Below are 25,305 nucleotides of genomic sequence, written 5' to 3' on the forward strand. Positions count from 1 at the left end.
CCATCGGCTGCGGGTTCGGCGGCTGCAGCAAGGTGCCAAATGGAGCTCTCGTCCGGGAATGTCCGCCACTCCGTGACGGACATTCCCGGAATTTCGGTCACGTCCCGTTTTGTGCCGTCGGCGGCGCTGAGGTGGTGCGGCGTCAGGTGGTGCGGGTCGGGCGCGGTGTCGCACCCGGGCGCTGACCGCCGCCGTTGCGCTGGCGCATCAGCGCCATGTCGATGATCTCGGTCGCGGTCGCCGTGTCGCCGGAGACCAGGCCGACGATGGTGACGGTGTCCCCGGCCTTCACGTCGGAGATCGTCGACATCCCGTTGCTGACCCGCGTGCTCTCGCCGACGACGAACGTGGTGGCGTGACCGTCCTCGCTCTTCGCGGTGATCGAGGTGGCGCTCACCGCCGTGACGGTGCCCGTCTGGAGGCGCTCCGTGACGTACTGCCCGTTGCCGTTCTTGACCACGAAGTCCCCGTGCAGCATGCCGCCGAGCCCGCCCGCGCCGCCGCGGCCGAATCCGCCATTGCCCTGGAAGCCGTTGCCTTGGAAGCCGTTGCCGCCGGGCCCGCCCTGGAAGTTGCCGCCCGGCATGCCCTGGCCGTTGCCGCCCGGCCCGCCGCCGGGGAACCCGGGCGCGCCGCCGCGCCCGCCCGGACCCCGGCCCTCCTGCACGGCGTTGCTGCTGCTCGCGGCCTGCGCGACGGCCACGCCCCCGCCGATCACGATGACCGCGGAGACGGCGGCGACGATGCCGAGCTTGAGCCGCGACGACCGCGGCGCCGGCGCGCCCGGGCCGCCGGCCGGTGGAGCCGGCGGCGCCGTCGAGGCCCAGATCGGCGTCGGCTCGGTCGGGCCGCCCGCCCACGGACCGGGCCCCGGCCCCGCTCCCGGTCCCGCCGCGCTCGGCGCCGGCTCGGGCACACCCGGTCCCGCTTCCGGCCCCAGCGCGCCCGGTCCCGGCGATGACGGCGCGGCCGGCGCCGGCCCGGGTTCGGGCGCGGACTCCGCCCTCGCGCCGCTCGCCCACGGACTCGGCTCGGCGCTCGCGGTCGCTGGCGACGCGGGTCCGGCCTCCGCGGGGGAGGCCGGCACGCCGGGCGTCGGCTCGGGCGCCGCGAAGTGCGCCGGTCCGGCGTTCGGGGCCGGCTGCGCCGCCGGCGACGGTTCGGCGTTCGGTGCGTCCTCGTGAGCAGAGCTCATCGCGCGTACTCCTCCAAAATCGGACCTATCCCCCTCGACCGTGCCCGTCGCAGCTGTGGCCGCAATCCCGTGGACCTGCCAAGTGCCTGTGAATCACGGCGGCGGCGCGCCGGGCCCGTGCGTCTCCGGACGGACGTGGAACCGTAAAGAGCCGCGGTTACGGTACAGCGATGAGCGAGGTCGTCTCCCTGGCACGCGAGCTGATCCGGTTCGACACCACCAACACCGACGGTCCGTCCACCGGCACCGGGGAGCGCGCCGCGGCCGAGTTCGTGGCCGAGCGGCTGTCGGACGCCGGGTTCGAGCCCGTCTATCTCGAGCCGGCGCCCGGGCGGGGCAACGTCGTCGTGCGCCTGCCCGGCGCCGATCCCTCGCGGGGCGCCCTGCTCGTGCACGGGCACCTCGACGTCGTGCCCGCCGACGCGTCCGAGTGGTCGGTGCCGCCCTTCGAGGGGGAGATCCGCGACGGGTACCTCTGGGGCCGCGGCGCCATCGACATGAAGCACATGGTGGCCATGAGCCTCGCCGTCGCCCGGCGGTTCAAGCGTGACGGGATCGTTCCGCCGCGTGACATCGTGTTCGCGTTCCTCGCCGACGAGGAGGCCGGGGGCTGGCAGGGCGCGGGGTGGCTGGTCGAACACCGCCGGGAGCTGTTCGACGGGGTGACCGAGGCGGTCAGCGAGGTCGGTGGCTTCTCCTACACCGTGCGTGACGGAGTGCGCGCGTACCTCGTGGAGACGGCCGAGAAGGGCGTCATGTGGCTGCGGCTCAAGGTCCGCGGTACCGCCGGGCACGGCTCGATGGTGCACACGGACAACGCCGTGGCCAAGCTCGCCGCCGCGCTGACCCGGCTGGAGGAGCACCGGTTCCCGCTCGTGCTCACCGAACCCGTTCGCGACTTCCTCGCCGGTGTGGCCGAGTTGACCGGGGTGGAGTTCGACCCCGACGATCCGGAGGCGGCGGTCGCCCGGCTCGGATCGCTCGCCCGCATGATCGGCGCGACGCTGCGTGACACCGCGAACACGACGATGCTCTCGGCCGGGTACAAGGCGAACGTCGTGCCCTCGATCGCCGAGGCGACCGTCGACGGCCGGATGCTGCCCGGCCGCGAGGCGGCGTTCGAACGCGAGCTCGCCGAGGTGCTGGGACCGGGGGTGGAGATGGACTGGGACTCGCTGCCGCCGGTGCAGACGAGTTTCGAGGGCCGGCTGGTCGACGCGATGGCGGCCGCGATCGAGGCGGAGGACCCGGGCGCGCGGGTGCTGCCGTACATGCTCTCGGCCGGCACCGACGCGAAGTCGTTCCAGCGCCTGGGCATCCGGCACTTCGGTTTCGCCCCGCTGCGCCTCCCGCCGGGCCTGGACTTCACGGCCCTGTTCCACGGCGTCGACGAACGCGTTCCGATCGACGGCCTGGAGTTCGGCGAACGCGTCCTGGCCCGCCTGCTGCAATCCTGCTGACCGGGTATTGACGCCAATTCCGGTATGAATAGCATTGATGCGTGGCGGTGGCCGGGATCCTCTTCGCTGGGGCGCTCGTCGCGCTCGCCCTGCGCTGGGAGGTCGCGTTCTGGGTGCTGTTCGGGCTCACCATGCTCTGGCAGCTGGTGAGCCTCGAACGGCCGCGAAGGGCCGCGATCAGACCCCGGCCGACCCGCGACGAAACGCGGGCAGAGGCCGAGTGAGCGGCGAAGTGCCCGCGTGGCCCGATCGGACGCCGTGAGGCGCCGGGGTCAGACGCGGAAGGACAGGCGAGTCGTGCCGATCATGATCTCGTCGCCGGGGGTGAGGGTCACCGAGTCGACGCGGCGGCCGTTCACCAGCGAGCCGTTCGCCGAGCCCAGGTCCGTCAGCACCGCGCGGTTGCCGTCGTACTCGACGCGGGCGTGCTGGCGGGATGCGCCCACGTCGGCCAGGCGCAGCGTCGCCTGCTCGCCGCGGCCGATGATCGTCGCGCCCCGCGTCAGCGGATAGTTCTGGCCGTCCTCGGTGACCAGGCGTACGCCGGTGCCCTCGCCCGGGGCGACCTGGCCGCCCGTGTACACCTGCGCGGCGACCCGAAACAGGCCCGTGTCGAGGTCGTCACCGCGTGTGATCTCGACAACGATGTCGCCGTAGACGGCCCAGCCCTGCTCGCCGACGTACTCGGCCTGCGACTGGGCCAGCTCCTGCGCCAGCGCGGCGGCGAACGGGGCCAGCCGGCTGTGGTCGGCGGGGGCCAGCGCGATCACGTACCGGTTGGGGACGAGGATGCGCCCGCCCGTCATCTGCGTCTGGTTGGCGCTCGCCTCGCCCTGCATCGCGTTGAGGATCTCGACCGGGTGCACGACGCCCTTGAACACCTTCGCGAAGGTGCCCTCCACCATGCCTTCCAGCCGCTTCTCGAACCGCTGCAGCGCGCCCAACTCGTCCCCCTCAGGCAAATCCGCCAAGACCGCACGGATTGTGTACCACGGTAGCTATGCCGCCACAGTCGTGAGCGCGACGCGCGGAGTGGCCGTGACCCACGTCATTGCCGGGGTTACGGCGAGCGAGCCGAGGACGAACACGAACGCGATCGCCAGCCAGCCGAGCCCGCCCCCGTGCATCGCCAGGTACGTCAGCGACGCCGGGCCCAGCATGCTCTGCACGCCGTGCGACATCCGCGCCGCGCCCACGTATGCGCCGCGCGCGGCGGGCGGCGGCAGCTCGGTCGTCACGCCCCAGTAGCCGGCCGACTGCCACAGCTCGCCCAGCGTGACGAGCGCCGAGCCGGCCAGCAGCAGCGCGATCGTCATCCAACCCGAGGCGTACCCGGACAGGTACAGCGGGGCGCAGGCCGCGGCCACCGCGATCCCGCCGCGGCGCAGCGCCCGGGAGATGCCTGTGGGGGAGTCCGCGCCGCGGCTGGCGGCGACCTGCAGCGCGACGCACGTCGCGGTGTTGCATCCGAAGAGTACGGCCAGGGTCACCTTCGGTGCGTCCGTGTGCGCCACCAGCCATAACGGGATCACCTCGCTCGTCAGCGACGCGTGCCCGGCCAGGACGCTGCACAGCGCGACCACCGCCAGGAACGGCCGGTCCCGCCACACCGCCCCGCGCCGCACCGGCCGCGCCGCGCGCTCCTGCCGCACCGTCTCCGGCGGCTCCGGCATCCGGGCGACCAGCACCGCGTTGACCAGCAGGCCGAGGGCGTTGCCCAGGACCATCGCCCGGTATGCCCAGCCGGTCCCGACCGCCAGGGGCACCGCGGCGATCGCGCCGCCGGCGAAGAAGCCGATGTTCATCGCCGAGCGCACGAACGCCAGGCTGCGGACCCGCTCCTGCCTCGGCAGCACCTCGGCCTGGTAGACCGCGCGCCCGCTGCCCGACACGGCCTCGGCGAGGCCGGCGAGCGGCAACAGGGCCAGGAACGCGCCGAAGCCGTGGATCCACGGGTACCACATCAGGACGAATGCCTCGGCGAGCACCCCGAACAGCCAGGTGCGCCGCCCGCCGAACCGGTCCGCGAGGCCGCCCAGCGGCACCGACAGCAGCAGCGACAACGCGCCGGCGACTGAGAAGCCGATCCCGATCTGCACCGGGGTCAGCCCGGTGACATGCAGGAAGAACACGGCGCTACCGGTCAGGAACACGCCGTTGCCGACGGCGTAGATCAGCGACTGCACGCACAGTGACCGGGCGACGCCCGGCGGTGGCAGGAGGCTCATGGACATAGTTCAACGGCTCATGGTGTACCGCCGCGAAGGTTTTAGAATCGGCGAAAAGGTCCCATGTGGACGGACGGTGGTGGTGTGTCCGAGGTGCGCTTCGAGGTCTCCGACGTGGCGGAGATCCGGTTCTGCGTGTCCCCGTTGTGGGAGACCGTGACCAGCATGTGGGCGCTCACGCAGCCGGGGCGGCACGCAATTCACCTGCCCTGGATCAAGACAGCGCGCCCGCTGGCCCGGCGGCGCGACCTGGCCGGGCACGTCGAGCTGCTCACCGCGTTCGCGCGGCCGCGGGCGTGGCTGCCGGACTTCCTGACCCCGCCGCCGGCCTCGCCGCTGCAGGACATCTGCGAGGAGCTCGCGACCGTGCTGGCCTCGCCGCCGGAGGAGGTGCGCCGTGACATCCTCGTCACCGAGGGTTCGGGGCCTCTCGCGCCGCTCGCGCGGGTCGTGGCCGACGACCCGGAGGGGATGGTGCCACGGCTGGTGGCGGCGGTGCGTGCCTGGCACGACGCGGCGATCCGGCCGCACTGGCCGCGGATGCGGGCGCTGCTGGAGGCCGACATCGCCTACCGCGCCCGCCAGCTGGCCGCCGGCGGCGCCCGGCAGCTGTTCGACACCCTGCATCCGGCCGCGCACTGGGACGGCGACCGGCTTGTCATCGCAGACCGCTGGACGCAGTCGCTGACGGTGAGCGGTCGTGGCTTTCCGCTGATGCCGTCGGTGTTCGCCGACAAGGCCCCGCTGATCTCGTGCAGCAACGAGGCGGCCCCGGGTGCGGTGTACCCGGCGCGGGCGGTTGGCACGCTCTGGGAGGGCCTCGGCCGTCCCGGCCCCGGCGCGACGGACGGTGACCGTGCGGATGCACTCAGCGGGGTGGTCGGGTCGGCCCGGGCGCGGCTGCTGGAGCTGCTGCGTGCGCCGGGGACGACGTCGGATCTCGCGCACCGCACCGGGCTGTCGGTCGGGGCGGTCAGCCAGCAGTTGGGACTTCTCTATGAAGCTCGGCTCGTGCAGCGTAACCGACAGGGGCGTGCCGTTTACTATCTGTGCACGGAACTCGGTCTGGCCCTGCTTGACGGCGTTTTCTGAGATTCGGCTGGACTGCAACCGATCGCTGTCCCAAATCCGTCTTCAGGGACGAAACGCGGATGCACAGTTTCGGGGGATATTGTGGCGCGCCGAGGGACAGTCGTGTCGGGGAGTGGTATGGCGAAGAAGCGTGGGAAGAAAGACCCGTTGTGGGCGCGGTTGTCCCTGGTGTTCGGGGCGTTACTGCTGCTCGTCAGTGGTGGCACGCTCGTCGGTGGCAATCTGTTGCTGAATCACTACAGCGACCAGATCACCCATGACGGCGGCCTCGGCGACTCGGCGGCCGGCGAGACCATCGACGGGCCGATCACCCTGCTGCTCGTCGGCATCGACGAGCGCATCGGCAACGAGGCGATGGGCGCGCGCTCCGACTCGATCATCATCGCGCACATACCGGCGTCACACGACGCGATGTATCTGATGTCGATCCCCCGTGACACGCGGGTGCAGATCCCGGCGAGCAAGAGCACCAAGTACAAGGGCGGCACCGACAAGATCAACGCCGCGTTCCAGTTCGGGTACCAGAACGGCGGCGGTCGCGGCAACGGCCTGGCGCTGCTCGCCGAGACCGTCAGCAACCTGGCCGGCGGCCTGAAGTTCAACGGCGCCGCGATCGTCAACTTCGACGGCTTCAGCGGCCTGGTCAAGGCGCTCGGCGGCGTGCACATGTGCGTCGACGAGAAGGTGACGTCGATCCACACCGGCTGGAACAAGAAGACGGGCGAGGAGGGCGTGCCGTACAACTTCAACACCGACGGCATCCCGACGTCGCTGAAGCCGAACATGGAGCCGAAGGTGTACGAGGTCGGCTGTCGCGACTTCGCCGCCTGGGAGGCCCTGGACTACGTCCGCCAGCGCGACAAGCTGGCGAACAACGACGGCGACTACGGCCGCCAGCGCCACCAGCAGCAGTTCATCAAGGCGATGGCCAAGAAGGCCACCAGCGCCGGCGTGGTCACCAACCTGTTCAAGGTCAACGAGATACTCAACTCGGTCGGCCAGGCCGTGTCGTTCTACAACAACAAGGTCTCCCTCGCGGACTGGATGTTCACGCTCAAGGGCATCGACCCCGACAAGATGATCACGCTGCGCACCAATAGCGGCAAGTACAATTCCGAGACCATCAACGGTCAGTCGTTCGAGAGCCTCGACGAGAACGCGCTGGAACTGCTGAAGGCGTTCGGCACCGACACGGTCGGCGAGTTCGTGGCCAACCACCAGGAGATGGTCGCCAACGACGCCTCGACGCCGGCGTCGACCCAGTCGACCTCGGGCCGCTGACCGGCCCGATCCCGCTACCGCGCGGCCCCGCCCACCGGGCGGGGCCGCGCCGTTTTCCGGGGCCTCCGGCGGCCTCGGGGCACATGACACACCCGCGAAACATGTGACATGGACGGATAACTATCCCTGTGCCGTCCGGCTAGCGTCGCCGCACGCCGGCGAACTCCGCCGGCGTAGCGAAGGGAAGGTCCCATGCGACACCTCACCCGCGCGGTCGTGGCCGCCGCTGCGCTGCTGCTCACGACCCTCGCCGCCGCGCCGCCGGCGGCGGCCGCCGGAAACCCGTACACCAAGACCCCGGTGTCCGGCTCGCTCGGCTCGTACCGCGTCTCCGGCGTGTACGTCGCCGGCGTCTCGTCCGGCGGCTACATGGCGACCCAGCTCCAGGTCGCGTACTCCAGCCGGATCGCCGGCACCGCGGTCTTCGCGGCCGGTCCCTACTACTGCGCCCAGAACAACGTGCTGCAGGCCCTCAACGGCTGCGGGGACAACGCCTGGCCGACATACCTGAGCAGCCTGGAGTCCTACACCCGGCTCTGGGCGTCGTACGGCTGGATCGACCCGGTGCGCAACCTTTCGGGCAAGCCCGTGTACATCTACCACGGCGGCAACGACGGCGCCGTCAAGAAGTCGGTGAACGACGACCTGGCCACGTACTTCCGGGACTTCGGCGCCTCGGTCCGGTACGACACCGGCTCGGCCGCCGGGCACGCCTGGGTCACCCCGTACGGCACCGTCGGCTGCTCGGCCACCGCGTCGCCGTACCTGAACGACTGCGGCACCGACCCGGAGCGCGACCTGCTCGGCAAGCTGTTCGGCGGGGTCGCCGGCCCCAACACCGGCCCGCTGGGCGGGACCCTCGTCAAGTTCAGCCAGAACGCGTACGCGGTCAACGGCTACGCGCCCGGGCTGAGCATGGACCCCTCCGGCCTCGCGTACGTCCCGGCGGCCTGCGCGGCCGGCCAGAGCTGCCGGCTGCTGGTGGCGCTGCACGGCTGCGTCCAGGGATACGGCGCGATCGGCACGACCTTCGTGGACCGGGCGAACCTCAACCAGTACGCCGACACGAACAACATGATCGTGCTGTACCCCCAGGCCGCGGCGTCGGGCGTCAACCCCAACGGCTGCTGGGACTGGTGGGGCTACCTCGGCGCCACCAACTACCCGATCAAGGGCGGCGCCCAGATCGAGACCATCATGAACATGGTCCGCCAGCTCGGCGGCTGACCGGAAGGCCCCCGACGGCCCCCTGCCGCCCACCGACAGCAGGGGGCCGCCGACCTCGGTGTTCCTGACGACGGTGGTGCGCAGGCAGGCGACCCTGGACGCCGCGTCTCGGTCGGTGTTCGGCACGCAATGGCAACCCGTGTCGAAGGATGCCGCGGCATCGGTTCGTGCCGCGGCGAAGTGACCCGAACCGCCCCCGGTCTCGTCGTAATGCGGACCCAGGGCTGCCGAAGGGTCCCCGGCTCATCGATCATGGGATCCGTGCCGATCCTCCGTTGCCTCGCCGGGGCGGCCGCCGCGCTGCTCGCGGCCGTGCTGTTCACGGGCGGGCCCGCGGCGGCGGCGCCGTCCCGCGGGCCGACCTGCCCGGAAACGCGCGCCGACGTCGCCGGCCTGCACTTCACCGATACCGCCGAACTGCCCGACCTCACTTGCGCCGACCTGCACGGCGCCGTCTTCGACGGCCTCGACATGGCCCAGGTCAGCTTCGCCGGCGCCGACGCGCACGGCGCGTCGTTCCGTCATACCCGGCTCATTCAGGCCACGTTCACCGGCGCCGACCTGCGCGACGCGGACTTCGGCCACGCCGACCTGGGCCAGGCCGACCTCAATGACATCGACGCCCGCGGCGCGCGCTTCGGCCACGCCTACCTCGGCCAGGCCGACCTTTCGCACGCCGACCTGCGCGGTGCCGACCTGCTCGACGCGTCGCTGGTGCAGGCCGACCTCACCGGCGCCGACCTGCGTACCGCGCGGACCTTCTGGACGAACTCGACCCAGGCCGACCTGTCCGGGGTCCGCGTCGACCTCACCGACCCGCGCAACTTCCAGGTCGGCATCCTGGCGCTCGTCGCCGGCCTGCTGATCCTCGTGCGCGCCGTCGTCGCCGCGCTCCGCGGCCGCGCGGGCGGCGCAGGGCCGATCGGCCTGACGGTGCTGCCGGCGGTAGGCTTCCTGATCGCCGGCGGATTCTCGTGCCTGATGGGTTCGACGATGTTCCCGCTGCTGTTCGTCGTCGTCTGGTACCCGCTGCTCGGCGGCGCCGGCCTGGTGCTCCTCGGGAGCCTGATCCGCCGGTACGCCCCGATCCGCAAACCACCGGCCCCGACGCCCTTCGAACCGCAGGCGTCGACCATCAACCCTTGGTCGTGAACCGCCGATGCCACAACCGACGCCACCACCGATGACCGGAAGCCGCCGCATCGCCTGGACCGCGCTGCCGCCCGGGGTCCGGGCCGCCGTCGAGGACCTGCTCGGCGGCGCGGTCGTCGACGCGGTGAGCCTGGCCGGCGGCTTCTCGGAGGGCGTCGCCGCCCGGCTGCGCCTGGCCGACGGCCGGGACGCGTTCCTCAAGGCGGTCAGCGCACGGACCGCGCCCGGCGTGGCCGGGTTTCACCGCCGGGAGGCCGTGGTCACCCGCCTGCTGCCGCCCGCGGCCCCGGTCCCGCGCCTGCTCGGCACCCACGACGACGGCACTTGGGTGGCCCTGCTGTTCGAGCACGTCGACGGGGCGCTGCCGGCCCAGCCGTGGCACCCCGGCGACCTCGAGCGGGTGCTGGAGGCCGCGACCGCCATGGCGCACGCGCTCACCCCGTCGCCGATCGACGCCTCCGCCACGGCCCGGCCCCGCCTCGGCGGCTGGCCCGGCCTCACCGGCCGCGACGAGCTGGCGGCGCTGGCCCGGCTGTCGCCGTGGGCGGCCGGCCACCTCGACGAGCTGATCGGGCTCGAGGCCGCGGGCGCCGCGATGCTGGCCGGCGACACGCTGCTGCACGGCGACCTGTACCCGTTCAACGTCCTGCTCTCGGCGCGGCGGGTGCACGTCGTCGACTGGCCGCACGCCTGGGTCGGCGCCGCGCACTGCGACGTGCTGACGCTGCTGTCCAGCGCGGTGCTGAGCGGCCTCGACCCGCAGCCGTACGCCGAGACGAACCCGCTCACCCGGCGCCTGCACCCGCACGAGATCGACACGTTCCTGGCCGCGCACGCCGGCTTCCTCATGCGGCTGGCCGTGACGGCCGGCCCGGCGCCGGACCCGCACCTGACCGGCATGGCCGCCGCGCTCGGCCGCGCCTCCCTGCGGTGGCTGCGGCGCCGCACGAGGTGACGCGCCGGGCGCATCCGGGGATGCAATGATGGCGGCATGGTCGACGGTCCGGACGTGCTGCCCCCGGCCGACGTCCTCGCCATGCTCGACGCCGATCCGCAGGGCTGGGCGTTCGCCCGCGCGGTGCGCGACGCCGCGACCGGCGAGATCGAGGACTTCGAGCTCGCGTACCTCAACGAGGCCGGCGCCGGCTACCTGGGCCGGCCCCGCGCGGAGCTCATCGGCGGGCGCTACCGGCGGCTGTGGCCGGACACGGTCAACGAGGCGACGATGCCGTTGTACCGCAAGGTCGTCGAGGCCCGCGAGCCGGTCACCCGCACCGTCTACCACGACCGGACCAACGTCTCGGGCCACTTCGAGCTGTGGATCGGCCCCAGCGGCGACGGGTTCGGGGTGCGCTTCGTCGACCTGCGCACCGTCACGCTCGGGCCGCAGTCGGCGGGCGGCACCCGGCTCTACGACGTGCTCGACGCCGCGTTCGACGGCTTCACGCTGCTGCGCGCGGTCCGCGGCCCCGACGGGGACGTGCGCGACTTCGTGTGCGAGTACGTCAACCGGCTCGGCGCCGGGCTGACCGGCCGGCCGGTCGGGGACACCATTGGGCTGCGCTGGAGCGAGCTGGCCGTGTCGGAGGAGGGCAGCGGCCTCGCCGAGCGCTGGCGGACGGTGGTGCAGACCGGTCAACCGTGGCGCGAGCAGCTGCGCTACCCGGAGATCGGCCAGGTGTGGGAGATCAACGCGGCGCGGGCCGGCGCCGACTCGGTCGCCGTGTCGTTCCGGGACGTGACCGGCCAGGCGCGTCAGCAGGAGCGGGTCGAGCAGAGCATGGCCCAGGCGCGGCGGGCCGCGCAGCGCAACGCCGCGCTGCAGGCGGTCACCTCGGCGCTGGTCGCGGCCAGCACCGCCGCCGACGTCTACGCCGCGATCGGCGCGGTGCTGCGCCCCTCGGCCGGCGGGCAGGGCCTGGCGCTGCTGCTGCGCCGCGACGAGCACCTGGTGCTCGCCTACCACGCCGGCTACGAGCCCCAGGTCGTCGAGCGGCTGCGGGAAGTACCGCTGACCCACCCCTATCCGGCCACGGAGGTGGCGCGCACCGGGCAGCCCCGCTACCTGAGCAGCCTGGCCGAGTTCGCCGCGGCGCAGGCGGCCGGCCCGGGCCGGGCGATCCCCAGCGGCGGCCGGCAGGCGTGGGCGTTCCTGCCCCTGGCCGTCGGCGGCGACGTGCTCGGCACGCTCGTCGTCGGCTACGGCACGCCGCGGGAGTTCGACGAGGACGAGCGGGGCAACCTCGGCGCCTTCGCCGGCGTGTGCGCGCAGGCGATGCAGCGGGCGCTGCTGTTCGAGGCGCAGCTGTCGATCGCCGGCGAGCTGCAGCGGGCGCTGCTGCCGGCCGAGCTGCCCGACGTGCCAGGGATGCGCCACGCGGCGCGGTACCTGCCGTGGACCCACGGCGCCGACGTCGGCGGCGACTGGTACGACGTCATCCCGCTCGGCGACGACGTGGTCGCGGTCGTCATCGGCGACGTCGTCGGGCACAACGCCACCGCCGCCGCGGTCATGGGCCAGGTCCGCAACGCGCTGCGCGCCTACGCCGCCGAGCGGCACAGCCCGGCCGTGGTCATGCAGCGGGTCAACCGGCTGCTGCTGGACCTGCAGCCCGACGCCGTGGCCACCTGCTGCTACCTGGAGCTGCACCTGGCCGAAGGCACCGCGACCGCGGTCCTGGCCGGGCACCCGCCGCCGGTGCTGCGGGCCGGCGCCGAGGCCGGCACGCTCGCGCTGCGCGCCGCCCCGCCGCTGGGCGTCAGCGCCGCGGTCGCCTTCATCGAGACCACGTTCCTGGTGCCCGGCGGCGCCAACCTGCTGCTATACACCGACGGCCTGGTCGAGGACCGCCGCTACCACTTCGACGACGGCCTGGCGGACCTGTGCGCCGCGGTCCGCTCCGCCCCCTCCACCGACCCGAACCACATGCTCGACCACGTGCTCGCCGCGGGCGTCGGCCCGCGGCCCCGCACCGACGACGTGGCGCTGGTGTGCCTCGCCGTCGACCGCCGCGCGGAGCCGGCCGGCGGCGCGCGCCCGGCCGCCCAGCGGCGCTTCCGCGGCGACGCGGTCAGCGCTTCCGCGGCCCGGCGCTTCGCCGCCGACGTGCTCACCGCGTGGGGCGAGCACGACCTCGTCGACGACACCCTGCTGCTGCTCGACGAGGTCATCACCAACGCCATCCAGCACACCGTCGGCGCCGTCATGGTGCGCCTGGAGCTGGGCCCCCGGCGACTGCGCGTGTCGGTCGCCGACCGCAGCGAGCGGCTGCCGAGCCCGCGTCCGGCCGCTGCCGACAGCGAGAACGGCCGCGGGCTGCTCATCGTCGCCTCCGTGTCCGCCGCGTGGGGCACGCAGCCCAACGCGGCCGGCGGCAAGGAGGTCTGGTTCGAGATCGCCCGGCCGCAGTCCGGCGCCACCGACGATCGGGCCTGACGCCGCAATCCGCGGCCTCCCGCGCCCGCCGCGGCGCCGGCCGGCGCGCGCGTGCTGGATCGAGCGGAGCGGGAGTACTACCCTCGGTGCAGGCGGATCGATCACGGGGGATGAGTCGATTGAACGCGCGCGAGTTCGTTGCCGCCCTCCTCGCGGGGCTGCTCCGGCCCCCGCGTGCGGTCCCGCCGCGGGCCGTCCTGGCCGCCGGGCGCGGCTGGCGTTACGCCCGCTCCGCCACCTCGGCCGGCTTCGGCGCCGTCGAGCTGCGCTGGCGCGCGGCGCACGCCGCCGGCCTGGCCGACCTCGACCCCGCCGAGGAGATCACCGGGGTGCTCGACGGCGGGCCGCCGTTCACCGCGTTCGACATGCGGGTGATGGGTGCCCGGGCGCCGTCGCGGCGTACGGTCAGCATGGTCCACCTGCCGGCCGCGCTCCCGCCGGTGGCCGTCATCCCCGACCCGGACAACGGCGAGCCGTGCGCGGAGGGCCGGGTCGGCCCGGTGCCGCCGTGGGCCGCCCTGGGCTTCCAGCGCCCGGCCGAGCTCGACGCCGCCCCGCCGCCGGACCACCCCGGCTTCGCCGAGGCCCTCGTCACCGGCGAGGTGCTCGACCTGACCCGCCGCCTCGGCCTGACCGGCTGGCGCATCGCCGGCCCCGACCTGATCTGGGTGTCCCGGCCCGGCCCGGACGGCCCGCTGCCCGCCGAACGGCTCGTCGCGGTCCTGGAGGGGCTGGGCGCGCTGGCCGGCGCCCTGCCCCCGGAGGTCGTCGCCCGCTACGCGTAGGTCTGATCGTCGCTGCTGCCGGTTCCCGGCCGGGCGAGGTGGGATCCGGCGGCCCGGGCCGCCGCGGCTGACCGGCATCGCCGCCCGCCCGGCTACGGCCACCACCGGTGCACGAGCGTGATCGCGTCGAGCACCCCGCGCGGCGCCCCGGGCCCGGCCGCCCGCACGATCGTCGGCACCAGCTCCGCGAGCGCGGCCAGCGGACCGTAGGTCCGGTGCCCCCGCAGCGCCCGCCGCAGCACCTCGACGGCGAGCCGCACGTTGCGCGGCGTGGGGGCCTCCTCGACGAACGCCCGGGCCCGCGCCGCGAAGGCCCGGGCGGGGAAGTGGCGGTCGTCGACGGCGGGCAGGGCGGCTGCGAGCAGCTCGGGGGAGAGCCGGTCGGCGAGCTGGGCGAGGATCTCGCCCCGCCAGAACTGGCTCCCGCCCCGCCCCGCGGCCGCCAGCGCCTCGGGCAGCAGCTCGGCCGGCAGGTGCGGGACCAGCGTCAGGAAGTACTGCGCCCGGCGCTCCGGGTGGCGGACGGCGGCGACCGCGTCGATCGCCCGCCGCTGCCGGTCGAGAGGCAGGTACGGGGCCAGCCGGGCGAGCAGCCGCGGCGACTCCCGCGGTTCGTGGTCGGCGAGGACGGCGGCGATCGTCGCGTCCCGCCGGTCGGGTGGCAGGTGCCGGACGGCCTTGCCGAGCGCGGCGGCGCGGTTGCCGGCCTCGGCGACGCCGAGCGCGACCTCGGTGGCCCGCTCGGCGACGGCCGCCCGCCGCTCGGGCGGCAGGTACGGCGCCACCATGGCGAGAATCTCGACCTCGTCGCAGTCGCCCCGCGCGTGATCGGCCGCGGCCAGGGCCCGTTCGAGCACGGCGGCCCGATCTTCCGCCGGCAGGCGGGGCGCCAGCGCGGTCAGGGCCCTCGCCCGCAGTGTCACGTACCGCAACCCGTCCGCCGCGGCGACCGCGTCCGGCACCAGGCCGGCCGGCAGGTGCGGGGCGAGCCCGGCGAGGGCGTCGGTGCGGACCCGCTCGGTCTCGATCGCCGCAGCGGTCGCCAGGGCGGCGCCCAGTTGCCGGGGGCCCAGGTGCGGCGCGAGCAGGATCAGCGGTTCGGCACTGCCGTACGGCTTCGTCGCCGCCTTCCGGGCCGTGCCTAGGGCCGCGGCGATCGCCGCCGCGCGGCGCTCGGGCGGCAGGTGCGGCAGGAGCCGGACCACCAGGCGCGCCGGATGGCCGCAGGCCCGCAGGGCCTCGGCGGCGGCCTCGGTGCGCTCCCCGGGCGCCAGGTGCGGGATCAGCGCGAGCCGCGCCTCGGCCCGGACCCCCGCGCCGACCATGCCGGCCTCGTGGGCCTCGCCGGCCTCGCCGAGCGCCGCCGCGCGCTCGTCCTCGGGCAGGTACGGGCCGAGGGCGGCCAGGGCCTCCGCCCGGTGGATGCCGCTGTGCAGGGTGGTGGCCGACGCGAGGGCGCGGGCGAGCGCGGCGCGGCCCGCGTCCGGCGGTGCGTAGGGCGCGAGGGCGGTCCAGGCCTCGCGGCGGTCGCGCTCGTCGCGCAGCCCGTCGGCGGCGGCGAGCAGGCGGGCCACCCGCTCCGGCGGCAGGCTGGGGGCGAGCGTGGCGTACAGGTCGTAGCGCGCGCTGTCGGAGGTGATGGCGTCGGCGGCCGCCACGGCCCGGTCGAGCTGCCCGGCCGACAGGCGCGGGGCCAGCCGCCGCAGCACTTGCTCCCGCTCGGTCCAGCCGAGGGCCAGCGTGGCCGCGAACGCCGTCTCGATCTGGTCGTCGCGCAGGTGCGGCGCCAGCCGCTCCAGGGCGGTGCCCTCGGCCGCGGCCACCGCCGCGCCGAGCGCCCGGTCGAGCCCGTGCGGCGCGACCGCGCCGAGCGCCCGGGCCCGGGCGCGGGCGTCGCCGATGCCGTCGGCGACGTCGAACGCCTCCGCTCGCAGGGCGGTGCGGTCCGGCTCGGGGAGGTGGGCGGCGACGCCGGCCAGGGCGGCGGCGCGGTACTCGGGGCTCTCGATGGCCCGGGCGGCGGCGCGGGCCGCTGCCAACTGGGCGGGCGACAGGTGCGGCGCGACCGCCGCGATGGCGCCCGCCCGCCACGCCTCGACGTGGGCGCCCACGGCCGCGTCGAGCGCCTCGGCGACGACCTCGGCCCGCACCGGCCCCGCCAGGCGCGGCAGGAGGCCGGCCAGGGCCTCGGCACGCCATTGCGGCGCCTCGATCGCGCGCGCGGCGGCGAGCAGCGGCCCGAGCTCGCCCGGGCCGAGATGGGCCGCGGCCGCGGTGTACAGCTCGGCCCGGTAGCTGCCGACAACGCCGTCGAGGTTAGCGACGATCCGCTCGGCGACCGCGGGCCGCTCGGCCGGCTCCAGGTACGGCAGCAGCCTCGTGAGGAGGGCCGAGCGGAAGTGGGGGACGTCGAGCCGGGTGGCGTGCGCGACCGCGCGTTCGGGCCGCCAGAGGCCGGCGGCGACGAGCCGCTCCACAAGGTGCCCGTTCAGGTTGTTCGTGATGCCGGTGAGGCTGGCGGCGATCAGGCCGTACAGGATCTCCTCGACGAGGCTCGGGGCGGGCCCGCCGGCGGCCAGGGCCGCGTCGGTCCGCGCGGCGGCGTGGCGGCGGGCGCGCTCGACTTCGCCGAGGTAGGTTCCGACCGCGTCGTGGCCGTCCGTCATGGCCGCATATCATTCCAGGCCTGCGGGTCGGCACGGACGGAGGCTGCGGTGAGCGGAGCATCGGACTGGACGGAGCGGGTCGACACGACCGTGGCGCACCCCGCCCGGCGGTACGACTACTGGCTGGGCGGCAAGGACAACTTCGCCGCCGACCGCGAGTCCGGCGACGCGATCGCCGCGGCGTTCCCGGCGATCCGCACCGCGGTCGTGGAGAACCGGGCGTTCCTGCGCCGGGTCGTCAGGGTGCTCGCCGAGGAGCACGGGATCCGGCAGTACCTCGACATCGGCACCGGCATCCCGACCAGCCCCAACGTCCACGAGATCGTGCAGGGCATCGCGCCCGAGTCGCGGGTCGTCTACGTCGACAACGACCCGATCGTGCTCGCCCACGCCCGGGCGCTGCTGACCAGCTCGCAGGAGGGCGCGACCGCATACGTCGACGCCGACCTTCGCGACCCGGACACGATCCTGGCCGACCAGGCGCTGCTGGCCACGCTCGACCTGACGAAGCCCGTCGCGCTGATCCTGGTCGCCGTCGTGCACTTCCTGCCGGACTCCGAAGACCCGTACGGCATCGTGTCGCGCCTGCTCGGCGCGCTCGCCCCCGGCAGCTTCCTGGTCATGTCGCACGCGACTACCGACGGGCTCGCGCCCGAGCTCGCCAAGCAGATCCAGGCCGGCCGGCACGGGCCGGGCAAGCTGCGCGACCGGGCCGAGTTCACGCAGTTTCTCGACGGTCTCGAGGTGCTGGAGCCGGGCATCGTATCGGTCGCCGAGTGGCGTGCCGCGGGCGAGCCCGAGCCGCGGCCCACGTTCGACCAGGTCGCCGTCTGGGGAGCGCTGGCCCGAAAAGGGTGAAACCGCCCACCACTGGGTAACCCCATGGGTATGAGCGAAGAGAACGCCACGATGGGCACGACCGGGACGCCGGGCAGCGACGGGGCGTCCGTCATCGACGAGGAGGGCAGGGCCAACGGCTCGGCGCGGGGGATCTACACCCCGTACGGGCTGGGCGGCGAGCCGGACGACCCGGCCATGCCGTTCGACCGGAAGGTGAGCTCGGAGGACAAGCTGCACCTGCCCCGCAACGCGGTGCAGCGCGGCTGAGTTCAGCCCCTGAGTTCGGTGAAGCGGCGTAGCAGGAGGCCCTCCCGCAGCGCCCACGGGCAGACGTCCAGCGAGCGCAGGCCGAGGGACTCCATCACGGTGACCGCGGTGACCGCGCCGGCGAGCAGTTGACGGGCGCGGGCCGGGGCGACCCCGGGCAGCTTCGCCCGCTGCCGGGGGCTCATCTCCGCCAGCCGCGGCACCCAGCGGCGCAGCGCGCGGCGGGTGAGCCGGTCGTCCTCGCCGGTCAGGCGGGCCAGCTGCTTGAACGTCTTCGAGGTGCCGAAGATCCGGTCGGCGCGGGGCCGCCGCGCGAGCTCCGCGGCGACCGGGTGCACCGCCGCGCGCACGTGCCGGCGGACGCGCTCGACCGCGTCGCGCCCGGCCGGGTGCTCGGGCAGGAACCGGCGGGTCAGCAGGCCCGCGCCGAGCGGCAGCGACACCGCCAGGTCCGGCCGCTCGTCGTGGCCGGCGGCGATCTCCATCGACATGCCGCCGATGTCGAGCAGCAGCAGGCCTTCGGGGCCGGCCAGCCAGCGCCGCACGGCCAGGAACGTGACCCGGGCCTCGTCCTCGCCGCTGAGCGAGCGCAACTCGACGCCGGTCGCCTCGCGCACGCGGCGGCGGATCTCGGCATTGTTCGTCGCGTCGCGGATCGTGGCGGTCGCGAGGGGGATGAGATCGGCGGCCGGGTGCCGGCGCAGCGCCTCGACCGTGCACGCCACGGCCTCGACGACCCGGTCGATGCCGTCGGGCGTCAGCGCGCCGTCGGGCGTGACGGACTCGGCGAGCAGGGTCGGCGCCTTGAGCCGGAACACCGGCTGCGGCGGCTTGCGCGAGCTGGCCTGGACGATCTGCAGATGTGCGGAGTTCGATCCCACGTCCAGCACGGCCAGCAGCACGGCGCACCCTCCCCAAGAAACCTCAACCGTAGTTGATGCGCGCCGGTTCGTACCCCTTGCGTCGGCTTCAAAACAGGCGTGATGCGCATCCCACGAACCGTGGGATGCGCATCGATCCCTATCCGGCGAGCACCCCGGCGGGCGCCGGGGCGTAGCCGGCCGGGCGGGTCGTGAACGTGCCACGGCCCTGCGTGCGGCTGCGCAGCCGCGTCGCGTAGCCGAACAGCTCGGCCAGCGGCACCGTCGCCGTGACGGCGACCGTGCCGCCGCGGGCCACCGAGCCGGTCACCCGGCCGCGGCGAGCCGCGAGGTCACCCAGCACGCCGCCGACCATGTCGTCGGGGGCGGTCACGGTGGCCTCGGCCACGGGCTCCAGCAGTACCATCTCGGACTCCCGGAAGGCCTGCTGCAGCGCCTCGCGGCCGGCGAGCCGGAAGGCCAGCTCCGAGGAGTCCTTCTCGTGCATCCGGCCGTCGGTGAGCGTCACCCGCACGCCCGTCACCGGGTAGCCGGCGACCGGGCCGGACGCGAGCGCGTCGCGGCAGCCGGCCTCGACCGCCCGCACGTACTCCTTGGACACGTGGCCACCGACCACAGTGGACTCGAACACCAGCTCCTTACCGTCCACAGGGGACACATCGATGGTCACGTGGGCGTACAGGCCGGAGCCGCCCTCCTGCTTGACGTAGCGGTACAGCAGCCCGCTCACGCCGCGCACGAGGGTCTCGCGGTAGGCGACCTGCGGCCGCCCGACGCTGATCTGCAGCCCGTTGCCCGTCTGGCGCATCTTCTCCACCGCGACCTCCAGGTGCAGCTCACCCATGCCGCTGAGCAGCGTCTGGCCGGTCTCGGCGTCGGTGCGCACGACCAGCGACGGGTCCTCCTCGACCAGCCGCGCCAGCGCCGTGGCCAGCCGGCCGGTGTCGGCGCGGCTGCGCGCCTCGACGGCCACGGAGACGACGGGCGTCGCCGTGGACGGCGGTTCCAGCACCAGCCGGTGCCGCGGGTCGCACAGCGTCTCGCCGGTGCGGGCGAGCTTGGGCCCGACCACCGCGACGATGTCGCCGGCGACGGCGTGCCGCAGGTCCGTGTGCCGGTCGGCCTGGACGTGCAGGATGCGCGAGACGCGCTCGGTCTCGCCCGCGTTCGGCTCGAACACCTCCATGCCCTTGCGCAGCGTGCCGGAGTACACCCGCAGGTAGGTCAGCCGTCCGGTGGCGGCGGCGCTCACCTTGAACACCAGCCCGGCGAACGGCGCGTCCGGGTCGGCCGGGCGCTCCTGCTCCGCGCCGTCCCACTCACCGCGCACCGGGGGCCGGTCCAGCGGCGAGGGCAGGTATGCCACCACCGCGTCGAGCAGCTCCTCGATGCCCTTGTCCTGGTACGCCGAGCCGCACAGCACGACCACCGCGGCGCCGCTCAGCGTCAGCTCGCGCAGCGCCCCGCGCAGGGTTTCCGGGCTCAGGGTGCCGGTCTCGACGTACTCCTCGAGGGCGCCGCCGTGCAGCTCGGCGACCTGCTCGACGAGCATCGCGCGCCGGGCGGAGAGCTCCGGAAGGCCGGACGGCTCCGTGAGGTCCCAGACGCCGTCGAACGCCGACTCGGCGCCTCTCGGTGCCTGCACCACGAGTGGCGTGACGTGCAGCCGGTCGCGGATCGAGGCCACCGCGGTGGCCAGGTCCGCGCCCGCCCGGTCGAGCTTGTTGACGAACGCGATGCGCGGCACGCCGTAGCGGTCCGCCTGCCGCCACACCGACTCGCTCTGCGGCTCGACGCCGGCGACGCCGTCGAACACGGCGACCGCCCCGTCGAGGACGCGCAGCGAGCGCTCGACCTCGTCGGCGAAGTCGACGTGGCCGGGCGTGTCGATCAGGTTGATCCGGTGGCCGTGCCAGTCGACGCTGACCGCGGCGGCGAAGATGGTGATGCCGCGGTCGCGCTCCTGGGCGTCGAAGTCGGTGACGGTGGTGCCGTCGTGGACCTCGCCCTGCTTGTAGGTGGCGCCGGTGGCGAAGAGGATCCGCTCGGTGGTCGTGGTCTTCCCCGCGTCCACGTGGGCCAGGATGCCGATGTTGCGGACGCGGTCCAGTTCGTTTCGCACTGCTGCCCCTTCACGGGCTCGTCACTTGGACAGGACAGCGCGATTCGCCCCGCGGGGCCGGATGCTCAGCCGGACACGGGACGCCCCAGTGTCGCCGCGCGTGCGGACACCGGGAGGAAGGAAGACACGCGGATCACCTCGTGCTGCGAGCGGGGAACGACGACAGCGGTGCGGTACTGCACGGCCGGCTCCCTCCACTCGACGAGTTGTCCACCGAAAACGTTAGCGCCGCTGTGCAACCCGTTATTCCCGGCTCGATTCCCGGCTCGGGCTGCTCAGGGGTGCAGGCCCAGGTAGGTGAGCGGGCCTGGGTCCGGCACGTCGATGACGTGGAAGCCGAGGCGGTCGTAGAACCTGCGGGCCGGCTCGTTGGCGGTCACCATGCCCAGGTGCAGGCCCGGGACGCCGCGCTCGCGCAGTGCCACGACGAACGTGTCGATGAGTGCCCGGCCGTGGCCCGCGCGCTGGTAGGCCGGGAGCAGGTCGATGTGCAGGTGGGCGGGGTAGGCGGCGAGATCCGGCAGTACCATGCGTTCCGGCCGGTGCAGCAGGTGCGCCATCACCTCGTCGGGCGTGGGGCCGCGGTCAGCCGGCTCGGCCTCGGGGGCCGGGTAGCGCTCGGCGACCAGCGGCAGCCACTCGTCCCGGAAGCGCCGCGCGAACGTCGCGGTGTCGGCGGTCCCCAGCACGTAGCCGACGGCCGTGCCGCCGTCGTCGACCACGAACGCGAGGTCCGGCTCCAGGTAGGCGTACGGGTGGGCGAAAATCTGTGGCAGGATGCCCGGGTCGGCGTAGGAGCCGGACGCGTCCTGGCCGGCGTCGGCCGTGCGGATGCAGATGTCGTGGACGGCGTCGCGGTCGGCGGGGCGGTACGCGCGAATCATGGCATTCTTCATACACGTCGCCGCGAGCGAACTGATATCTGTTAGGAATATTGACAGATATATGGAGCCGGGGCTTAATACAAGTCCTGAAGTTACCCCGCCCACACCCCGCCCGCCAGGAGGCGTGCACATGGTCCCAACCCGACCGTTGTCTGCGCTGCTCGTCGCGGCCACCGCGGCCGCCCTGCTCACGTCCGCCCAGCTCCCCGCCGCCGCGGCGGCGAGCTCCGTCCAGGTCTACTGGAGCTCCGAGTCCCGCACCGCGGGATACGAGCCCAAGAACGGCAACTGGTACACCAACCCCGCCACCGGCCTCGCCGGCACCCCGTACCAGCTGTCCCGCCAGGCCGACCTCCCGATCGGCGCCGCGAGCGGGAGCGCCACCGTCACCGTCGACACGAACACGCGCTACCAGTCGATCCTGGGGGTCGGCTCGTCGCTGGAGGAGTCGACGATCTACAACCTGTCGCGGATGAGCGCCGCCGGCCGCGACCGCGCGCTGCGGGCCCTCGTCGACCCGTCCACCGGCGCCGGTTTCAACGTCGCACGGATCACGTTCGGCACGAGCGACTTCACCTCGCACGACTTCTACACCTACGACGACGGCGCGGCCGATCCGTCGCTGTCGCGCTTCTCCATCCAGCGCGACATCGACTACAACATCATCGCCACGCTCAAGCAGGCCCTCGCGATCAACCCGAACCTGCGCATCTTCGCCAGCGCCTGGTCGGCGCCGCCGTGGATGAAGACCAGCAACAACATCATCGGCGGCAGCCTCAACAGCACGTACATCCCGACGCTGGCGACGTACTATCGGCGGGCGGTCCAGGCGTACGTCGCCCAGGGCATCCCGATCTACGCGCTCACCCTGCAGAACGAGCCGCTGTTCTCCCCGCCGGACTACCCGGGCATGCTGGTGAGCGCCGACCAGGAGCGCCAGCTCGCCAAGGCGCTCAAGACCGAACTGAACGGCGCCTCCCTCGGTACCGTCAAGATCTGGGCCTTCGACCACAACTTCAGCGAGGGAGCGTCCTACGCCGCGGGGGTCCTGGGCAGCGCCTCCAGCCACAGCGACGCCTACGGCTCGGTGGACGGCATCGCCCTCCACGACTACGCCGGCGACCCCTCGGCGATGTCCACCGTGAAGGCGAGCTACCCCGACAAGGACGTGCTCATGACGGAGCGATCCGTCTGGGGTACGGCGGGAGCCGACCGCATCGTGCAGTACTTCCGCAACTCCGCCACCCTGTACGAGGGCTGGGTGAGCATGCTGGACCAGAACCGTTCGCCCGAGCGGTGGTCCGGCTCGCCCGACCCGACCATGCTCGTGCAGAGCACCACCAACCGCGACACCTTCTGGGCGCTGCCGGACTACAACATGATCGCGCAGTTCTCGAAGTTCGTGCAGCCCGGCGCCCGGCGCGTCTCGACCGGCTACGGCTCGACCGGCACCGTCACCAACGTCGCGTTCCTCAACCCGGACGGCACCCTCGTCACCGTGGTGGTGAACCAGACCTCGGGGAACCAGGCGTTCACCCTGCGGGTCGGCACCCAGCAGATCCAGAGCACCCTGCCCGCGAAGACCGTCGGGACGTACCTCTGGGCCGGCGCCGACAGCGGCACCCCGACGACGCGCACCGGCCAGATCACCGGCTACGGCGGCAAGTGCGTCGACGTCGCCGGCGCGAGCTCGGCCAACGGGACGAAGATCCAGCTGTACACCTGCAACGGCACCACCGCCCAGCAGTGGACGGTCAGCACCGACGGCACCCTGCGCGCGCTGGGCAAGTGCCTCGACGTGGCCGCGGCGAACTCCGCCGACGGCACGAAGGTGCAGCTCTACGACTGCAACGGCACCGCCGCACAGCAGTGGACGTCCGGGGCGAACGGCAGCCTGCAGTCCCTCGGCAAGTGCCTGGACGCGACCGGCCCGAGCTCGGCCGACGGCACGCAGCTGCAGATCTGGTCGTGCACGGGCGCGGCGAACCAGCGCTGGACCCTGCCGTAACCGTTCCCTCGTGAGCCCGGGCGCCCCGCGGCGCCCGGGCTCGTGCCCGTTTCGGTTACGACGAGGCGGAAGGGGCCGCCGATGCGGAGGCCGACGTGGACGTGGACGCGGACGGCGGCGCCGGCGGCTGGTAGGGCACGGCGCTGCCCTTGACGTACTCATCCCAGGAGACGTCCCAGTCGGTCCAGCCGTTGCCCCACTTCACGTGCTCCTCGGTGTTGCGGATGATCACCGGGTCACCGATCAGCGTCTGCTTCCACAGCCACTCGGCGTTGGCGGGGGACAGGTTGGTGCAGCCGTGCGAAACGTTGCGCTTGCCCTGGTCGCCGACGGACCACGGCGCCGAGTGCAGGTATTCGCCGTCCCAGGTGAGCCGCTGCGGCCAGTACACCTTGAGGCGGTAGCCGTTCTTGCTGTCTGACGGCACGCCGAACGTGGAGGAGTCGAACCACTCCCACTCGTTCTTGATCATGATCATGAAGTGGCCGCTCGCCGACGGGTTCGCCGGGCGGCCGTTGCTCACCGGCATGGTGCGCACGACCTGGCCGTCCTGCGTGACGGTCAGCTGGTGGGTCTTGTTCTCCACCTCCATCAGGAACTTCCGCCCGACGGTGGCGTTGATGGTCAGGTCGCGCTCGGTGTGCCACTTGCCGCCGATCGGCAGGCCCCCGAGCGCCGCGCGCAGCGACAGCTTGGTGCCCGGCTGCCAGTAGTCCTTCGGGCGGAAGTGCACCTCCTTGCCGTTGAACCAGTTCCAGGTGCCCTCCTGCGGCGGGTCGCTGACGACCGTCAGGCGGCGCTGGACGGCGGCCCGCTGGTCCTTGGCGACGTCGACGCCGAAGTTGATGATGAACGGCATCGCCACGCCGACGGTCTGGCCGTCGTTGACGACGCTGGTCACCTTGGCCAGGCTGCCCGGCTTCTTCATCGTGGTGAAGCTGGCGGTCGTGGTGGCGGTGCGCCCATCACTGCCGGTCACCGTGACCCGGGCCTCGTAGCGGGTGTCGTACTTCAGCTGCCGGGCCGGGATCCAGGCGCCCTCGACCTGGTGCGGGACGGCCTCGACGACCTCGCCGCCCGGGTCGGCGAACACCACCTCGGTCTTGGTGGCGTTGGCGACGGTGACCGCGACCTCCATGGCGGTCGGGACGTTGGCGGTGCCCTCGGCGGGCGCGGTGATCTGCGCGGTCGCCGCCGGGACGCTCGGGCTCGGCGAGGACGCGGGCCCGGAAGAGGACGCCTGCGGCTTCTTGCCCGGGTCGGAGGTGCAGCCCGCGAGCACGGCCACGCCCGCGGCGAGCATGAGTGACCGGCGCGTGGTCCGGCCGGACGACAGGGTGGGCCGAGCGTCACTGTGCATGGCGATCGCCTTTGACCTGAGGGATGAGAGGGCGAAAGTGTACTACCGCGGCGATCCGGGCGCTGACCCGCTTCGGCGAGCTCGGCGCGGTCACTGGATCACGAAGGTGGTGAAGGAGATGTCCATGACCTCCTTCTTCTTGTCGACGGTGTAGGCCTTCACGACCCTGCCGACGAGCGCCTTCTTCGTGCGGTCGCGCTCGGCGTTGGACATCAGCTCGTCCATCTTGCGGCCGATGAGGGCGGTGAGGGCGATGGCGGCCCTTCTTGTGTTTGGCGTGCGCGCCGGCCTTCGCCGCGTGACCACCACCAATCAGGGCGCCCCTCCTCCCGATCGGCTGTAACTCCGTCGGGGATGACATCGGCCCGATCGGCCGACACAACAGTCGCGGGCCGGTGCAGCGCGGTAGCTACTGCGTGTG

22 protein-coding genes are annotated in these 25,305 nt (G+C 73.4%); 13 read left to right on the plus strand and 9 right to left on the minus strand.

The annotated features are described in order from the left end of the window. Positions 1-142: 142 nt before the first annotated feature. Positions 143-703 (minus strand): hypothetical protein, encoded by a 561-nt coding sequence (locus ACGFI8_RS39285; RefSeq protein WP_392812479.1) that lies wholly within the window; start codon positions 701-703, stop codon positions 143-145. Positions 704-752: 49 nt separating this feature from the next. Here ACGFI8_RS39285 and ACGFI8_RS39290 point away from each other — a divergent pair, with 49 nt between their 5' ends. From ACGFI8_RS39290 to ACGFI8_RS39300, 3 genes are all read left to right on the plus strand, one after another. Further along, the gene (locus ACGFI8_RS39290; protein ID WP_392812481.1) at positions 753-1,184 is read left to right on the plus strand and encodes a hypothetical protein; all 432 of its coding nucleotides are present in this window, start codon (positions 753-755) and stop codon (positions 1,182-1,184) included. A 181-nt stretch (positions 1,185-1,365) separates the two neighbouring features. Beyond that, a complete protein-coding gene (locus ACGFI8_RS39295) occupies positions 1,366-2,655 on the plus strand; it encodes a M20/M25/M40 family metallo-hydrolase (RefSeq protein ID WP_392812483.1) in 1,290 nt (429 codons plus the stop codon). A gap of 41 nt (positions 2,656-2,696) precedes the next feature. After that, positions 2,697-2,879, plus strand: a complete 183-nt coding sequence (locus tag ACGFI8_RS39300) for a hypothetical protein (protein WP_392812485.1) — start codon at positions 2,697-2,699, stop codon at positions 2,877-2,879. Positions 2,880-2,927: 48 nt separating this feature from the next. Here ACGFI8_RS39300 and ACGFI8_RS39305 read toward each other — a convergent pair whose 3' ends face one another. Next, the gene (locus ACGFI8_RS39305; protein WP_392812487.1) at positions 2,928-3,626 is read right to left on the minus strand and encodes an FhaA domain-containing protein; all 699 of its coding nucleotides are present in this window, start codon (positions 3,624-3,626) and stop codon (positions 2,928-2,930) included. A 27-nt stretch (positions 3,627-3,653) separates the two neighbouring features. Next, positions 3,654-4,883, minus strand: a complete 1,230-nt coding sequence (locus ACGFI8_RS39310) for an MFS transporter (protein ID WP_392812489.1) — start codon at positions 4,881-4,883, stop codon at positions 3,654-3,656. A gap of 84 nt (positions 4,884-4,967) precedes the next feature. On the opposite strand from ACGFI8_RS39310, the gene ACGFI8_RS39315 reads away from it, so the two are divergent. The 7 genes from ACGFI8_RS39315 (at position 4,968) to ACGFI8_RS39345 (ending at position 13,856) form a co-directional block, all read left to right on the plus strand. After that, positions 4,968-5,975 (plus strand): ArsR family transcriptional regulator, encoded by a 1,008-nt coding sequence (locus ACGFI8_RS39315; RefSeq protein WP_392812491.1) that lies wholly within the window; start codon positions 4,968-4,970, stop codon positions 5,973-5,975. Positions 5,976-6,092: 117 nt separating this feature from the next. Then, the gene (locus ACGFI8_RS39320) at positions 6,093-7,256 is read left to right on the plus strand and encodes an LCP family protein (RefSeq protein WP_392812492.1); all 1,164 of its coding nucleotides are present in this window, start codon (positions 6,093-6,095) and stop codon (positions 7,254-7,256) included. Between the two features lie 192 nt (positions 7,257-7,448). Further along, positions 7,449-8,483 (plus strand): poly(3-hydroxybutyrate) depolymerase, encoded by a 1,035-nt coding sequence (locus ACGFI8_RS39325; RefSeq protein WP_392812493.1) that lies wholly within the window; start codon positions 7,449-7,451, stop codon positions 8,481-8,483. Positions 8,484-8,744: 261 nt separating this feature from the next. After that, positions 8,745-9,635: a pentapeptide repeat-containing protein gene (locus tag ACGFI8_RS39330; protein WP_392812495.1), complete on the plus strand. Its 891-nt coding sequence runs from the start codon at positions 8,745-8,747 to the stop codon at positions 9,633-9,635. Positions 9,636-9,666: 31 nt separating this feature from the next. Next, complete coding sequence (locus tag ACGFI8_RS39335) at positions 9,667-10,590, plus strand: aminoglycoside phosphotransferase family protein (RefSeq protein WP_392812497.1); 924 nt, start codon at positions 9,667-9,669, stop codon at positions 10,588-10,590. Positions 10,591-10,626: 36 nt separating this feature from the next. After that, a complete protein-coding gene (locus ACGFI8_RS39340) occupies positions 10,627-13,071 on the plus strand; it encodes a SpoIIE family protein phosphatase (RefSeq protein WP_392812499.1) in 2,445 nt (814 codons plus the stop codon). A gap of 110 nt (positions 13,072-13,181) precedes the next feature. Beyond that, entirely contained in the window at positions 13,182-13,856 is a 675-nt protein-coding gene (locus ACGFI8_RS39345; RefSeq protein ID WP_392812501.1) for a hypothetical protein, read from the plus strand. A gap of 92 nt (positions 13,857-13,948) precedes the next feature. Here ACGFI8_RS39345 and ACGFI8_RS39350 read toward each other — a convergent pair whose 3' ends face one another. Next, positions 13,949-16,522: a hypothetical protein gene (locus ACGFI8_RS39350; RefSeq protein WP_392812502.1), complete on the minus strand. Its 2,574-nt coding sequence runs from the start codon at positions 16,520-16,522 to the stop codon at positions 13,949-13,951. A gap of 48 nt (positions 16,523-16,570) precedes the next feature. Here ACGFI8_RS39350 and ACGFI8_RS39355 point away from each other — a divergent pair, with 48 nt between their 5' ends. Both ACGFI8_RS39355 and ACGFI8_RS39360 read left to right on the plus strand, forming a co-directional pair. Beyond that, positions 16,571-17,380, plus strand: coding sequence for an SAM-dependent methyltransferase (locus ACGFI8_RS39355; protein WP_392812503.1), 810 nt, complete (start codon positions 16,571-16,573; stop codon positions 17,378-17,380). 30 nt (positions 17,381-17,410) lie between these two features. Next, on the plus strand, positions 17,411-17,629 hold the full coding sequence (locus tag ACGFI8_RS39360) for a hypothetical protein (RefSeq protein ID WP_392812504.1): 219 nt from the start codon (positions 17,411-17,413) through the stop codon (positions 17,627-17,629). A gap of 2 nt (positions 17,630-17,631) precedes the next feature. Here the strand turns inward: ACGFI8_RS39360 and ACGFI8_RS39365 are convergent, their stop codons facing one another. The 3 genes from ACGFI8_RS39365 to ACGFI8_RS39375 form a co-directional block, all read right to left on the minus strand. After that, on the minus strand, positions 17,632-18,531 hold the full coding sequence (locus ACGFI8_RS39365) for a Ppx/GppA phosphatase family protein (RefSeq protein WP_392812506.1): 900 nt from the start codon (positions 18,529-18,531) through the stop codon (positions 17,632-17,634). Positions 18,532-18,649: 118 nt separating this feature from the next. Further along, entirely contained in the window at positions 18,650-20,632 is a 1,983-nt protein-coding gene (fusA, locus tag ACGFI8_RS39370) for an elongation factor G (protein ID WP_392812507.1), read from the minus strand. A gap of 275 nt (positions 20,633-20,907) precedes the next feature. Next, positions 20,908-21,516: a GNAT family N-acetyltransferase gene (locus ACGFI8_RS39375; RefSeq protein WP_392812508.1), complete on the minus strand. Its 609-nt coding sequence runs from the start codon at positions 21,514-21,516 to the stop codon at positions 20,908-20,910. A 130-nt stretch (positions 21,517-21,646) separates the two neighbouring features. Here ACGFI8_RS39375 and ACGFI8_RS39380 point away from each other — a divergent pair, with 130 nt between their 5' ends. Next, on the plus strand, positions 21,647-23,524 hold the full coding sequence (locus tag ACGFI8_RS39380) for a ricin-type beta-trefoil lectin domain protein (protein WP_392812510.1): 1,878 nt from the start codon (positions 21,647-21,649) through the stop codon (positions 23,522-23,524). Positions 23,525-23,579: 55 nt separating this feature from the next. On the opposite strand, the gene ACGFI8_RS39385 is transcribed toward ACGFI8_RS39380, so the two are convergent. Continuing rightward, entirely contained in the window at positions 23,580-24,884 is a 1,305-nt protein-coding gene (locus ACGFI8_RS39385; RefSeq protein ID WP_392812512.1) for an Ig-like domain-containing protein, read from the minus strand. Positions 24,885-24,974: 90 nt separating this feature from the next. Continuing rightward, complete coding sequence (locus ACGFI8_RS39390) at positions 24,975-25,193, minus strand: flagellar basal body-associated FliL family protein (RefSeq protein WP_392812530.1); 219 nt, start codon at positions 25,191-25,193, stop codon at positions 24,975-24,977. Between the last annotated feature and the right edge of the window lie 112 nt (positions 25,194-25,305).

Source organism: Dactylosporangium sp. NPDC048998, assembly GCF_043197855.1.
GTDB lineage: Bacteria > Actinomycetota > Actinomycetes > Mycobacteriales > Micromonosporaceae > Dactylosporangium.

Bases quoted from the DNA above. Each gene is read 5' to 3' on its own strand.
- ACGFI8_RS39385 (WP_392812512.1), bottom strand. From the start codon at position 24,884: ATGCACAGTGACGCTCGGCCCACCCTGTCGTCCGGCCGGACCACGCGC.
- ACGFI8_RS39335 (WP_392812497.1), top strand. From the start codon at position 9,667: ATGACCGGAAGCCGCCGCATCGCCTGGACCGCGCTGCCGCCCGGGGTC.
- ACGFI8_RS39345 (WP_392812501.1), top strand. From the start codon at position 13,182: ATGAGTCGATTGAACGCGCGCGAGTTCGTTGCCGCCCTCCTCGCGGGG.
- ACGFI8_RS39295 (WP_392812483.1), top strand. From the start codon at position 1,366: ATGAGCGAGGTCGTCTCCCTGGCACGCGAGCTGATCCGGTTCGACACC.
- ACGFI8_RS39375 (WP_392812508.1), bottom strand. From the start codon at position 21,516: ATGATTCGCGCGTACCGCCCCGCCGACCGCGACGCCGTCCACGACATC.
- ACGFI8_RS39380 (WP_392812510.1), top strand. From the start codon at position 21,647: ATGGTCCCAACCCGACCGTTGTCTGCGCTGCTCGTCGCGGCCACCGCG.
- ACGFI8_RS39350 (WP_392812502.1), bottom strand. From the start codon at position 16,522: ATGACGGACGGCCACGACGCGGTCGGAACCTACCTCGGCGAAGTCGAG.
- ACGFI8_RS39360 (WP_392812504.1), top strand. From the start codon at position 17,411: ATGAGCGAAGAGAACGCCACGATGGGCACGACCGGGACGCCGGGCAGC.
- ACGFI8_RS39310 (WP_392812489.1), bottom strand. From the start codon at position 4,883: ATGAGCCTCCTGCCACCGCCGGGCGTCGCCCGGTCACTGTGCGTGCAG.
- ACGFI8_RS39325 (WP_392812493.1), top strand. From the start codon at position 7,449: ATGCGACACCTCACCCGCGCGGTCGTGGCCGCCGCTGCGCTGCTGCTC.
- ACGFI8_RS39320 (WP_392812492.1), top strand. From the start codon at position 6,093: ATGGCGAAGAAGCGTGGGAAGAAAGACCCGTTGTGGGCGCGGTTGTCC.
- ACGFI8_RS39340 (WP_392812499.1), top strand. From the start codon at position 10,627: ATGGTCGACGGTCCGGACGTGCTGCCCCCGGCCGACGTCCTCGCCATG.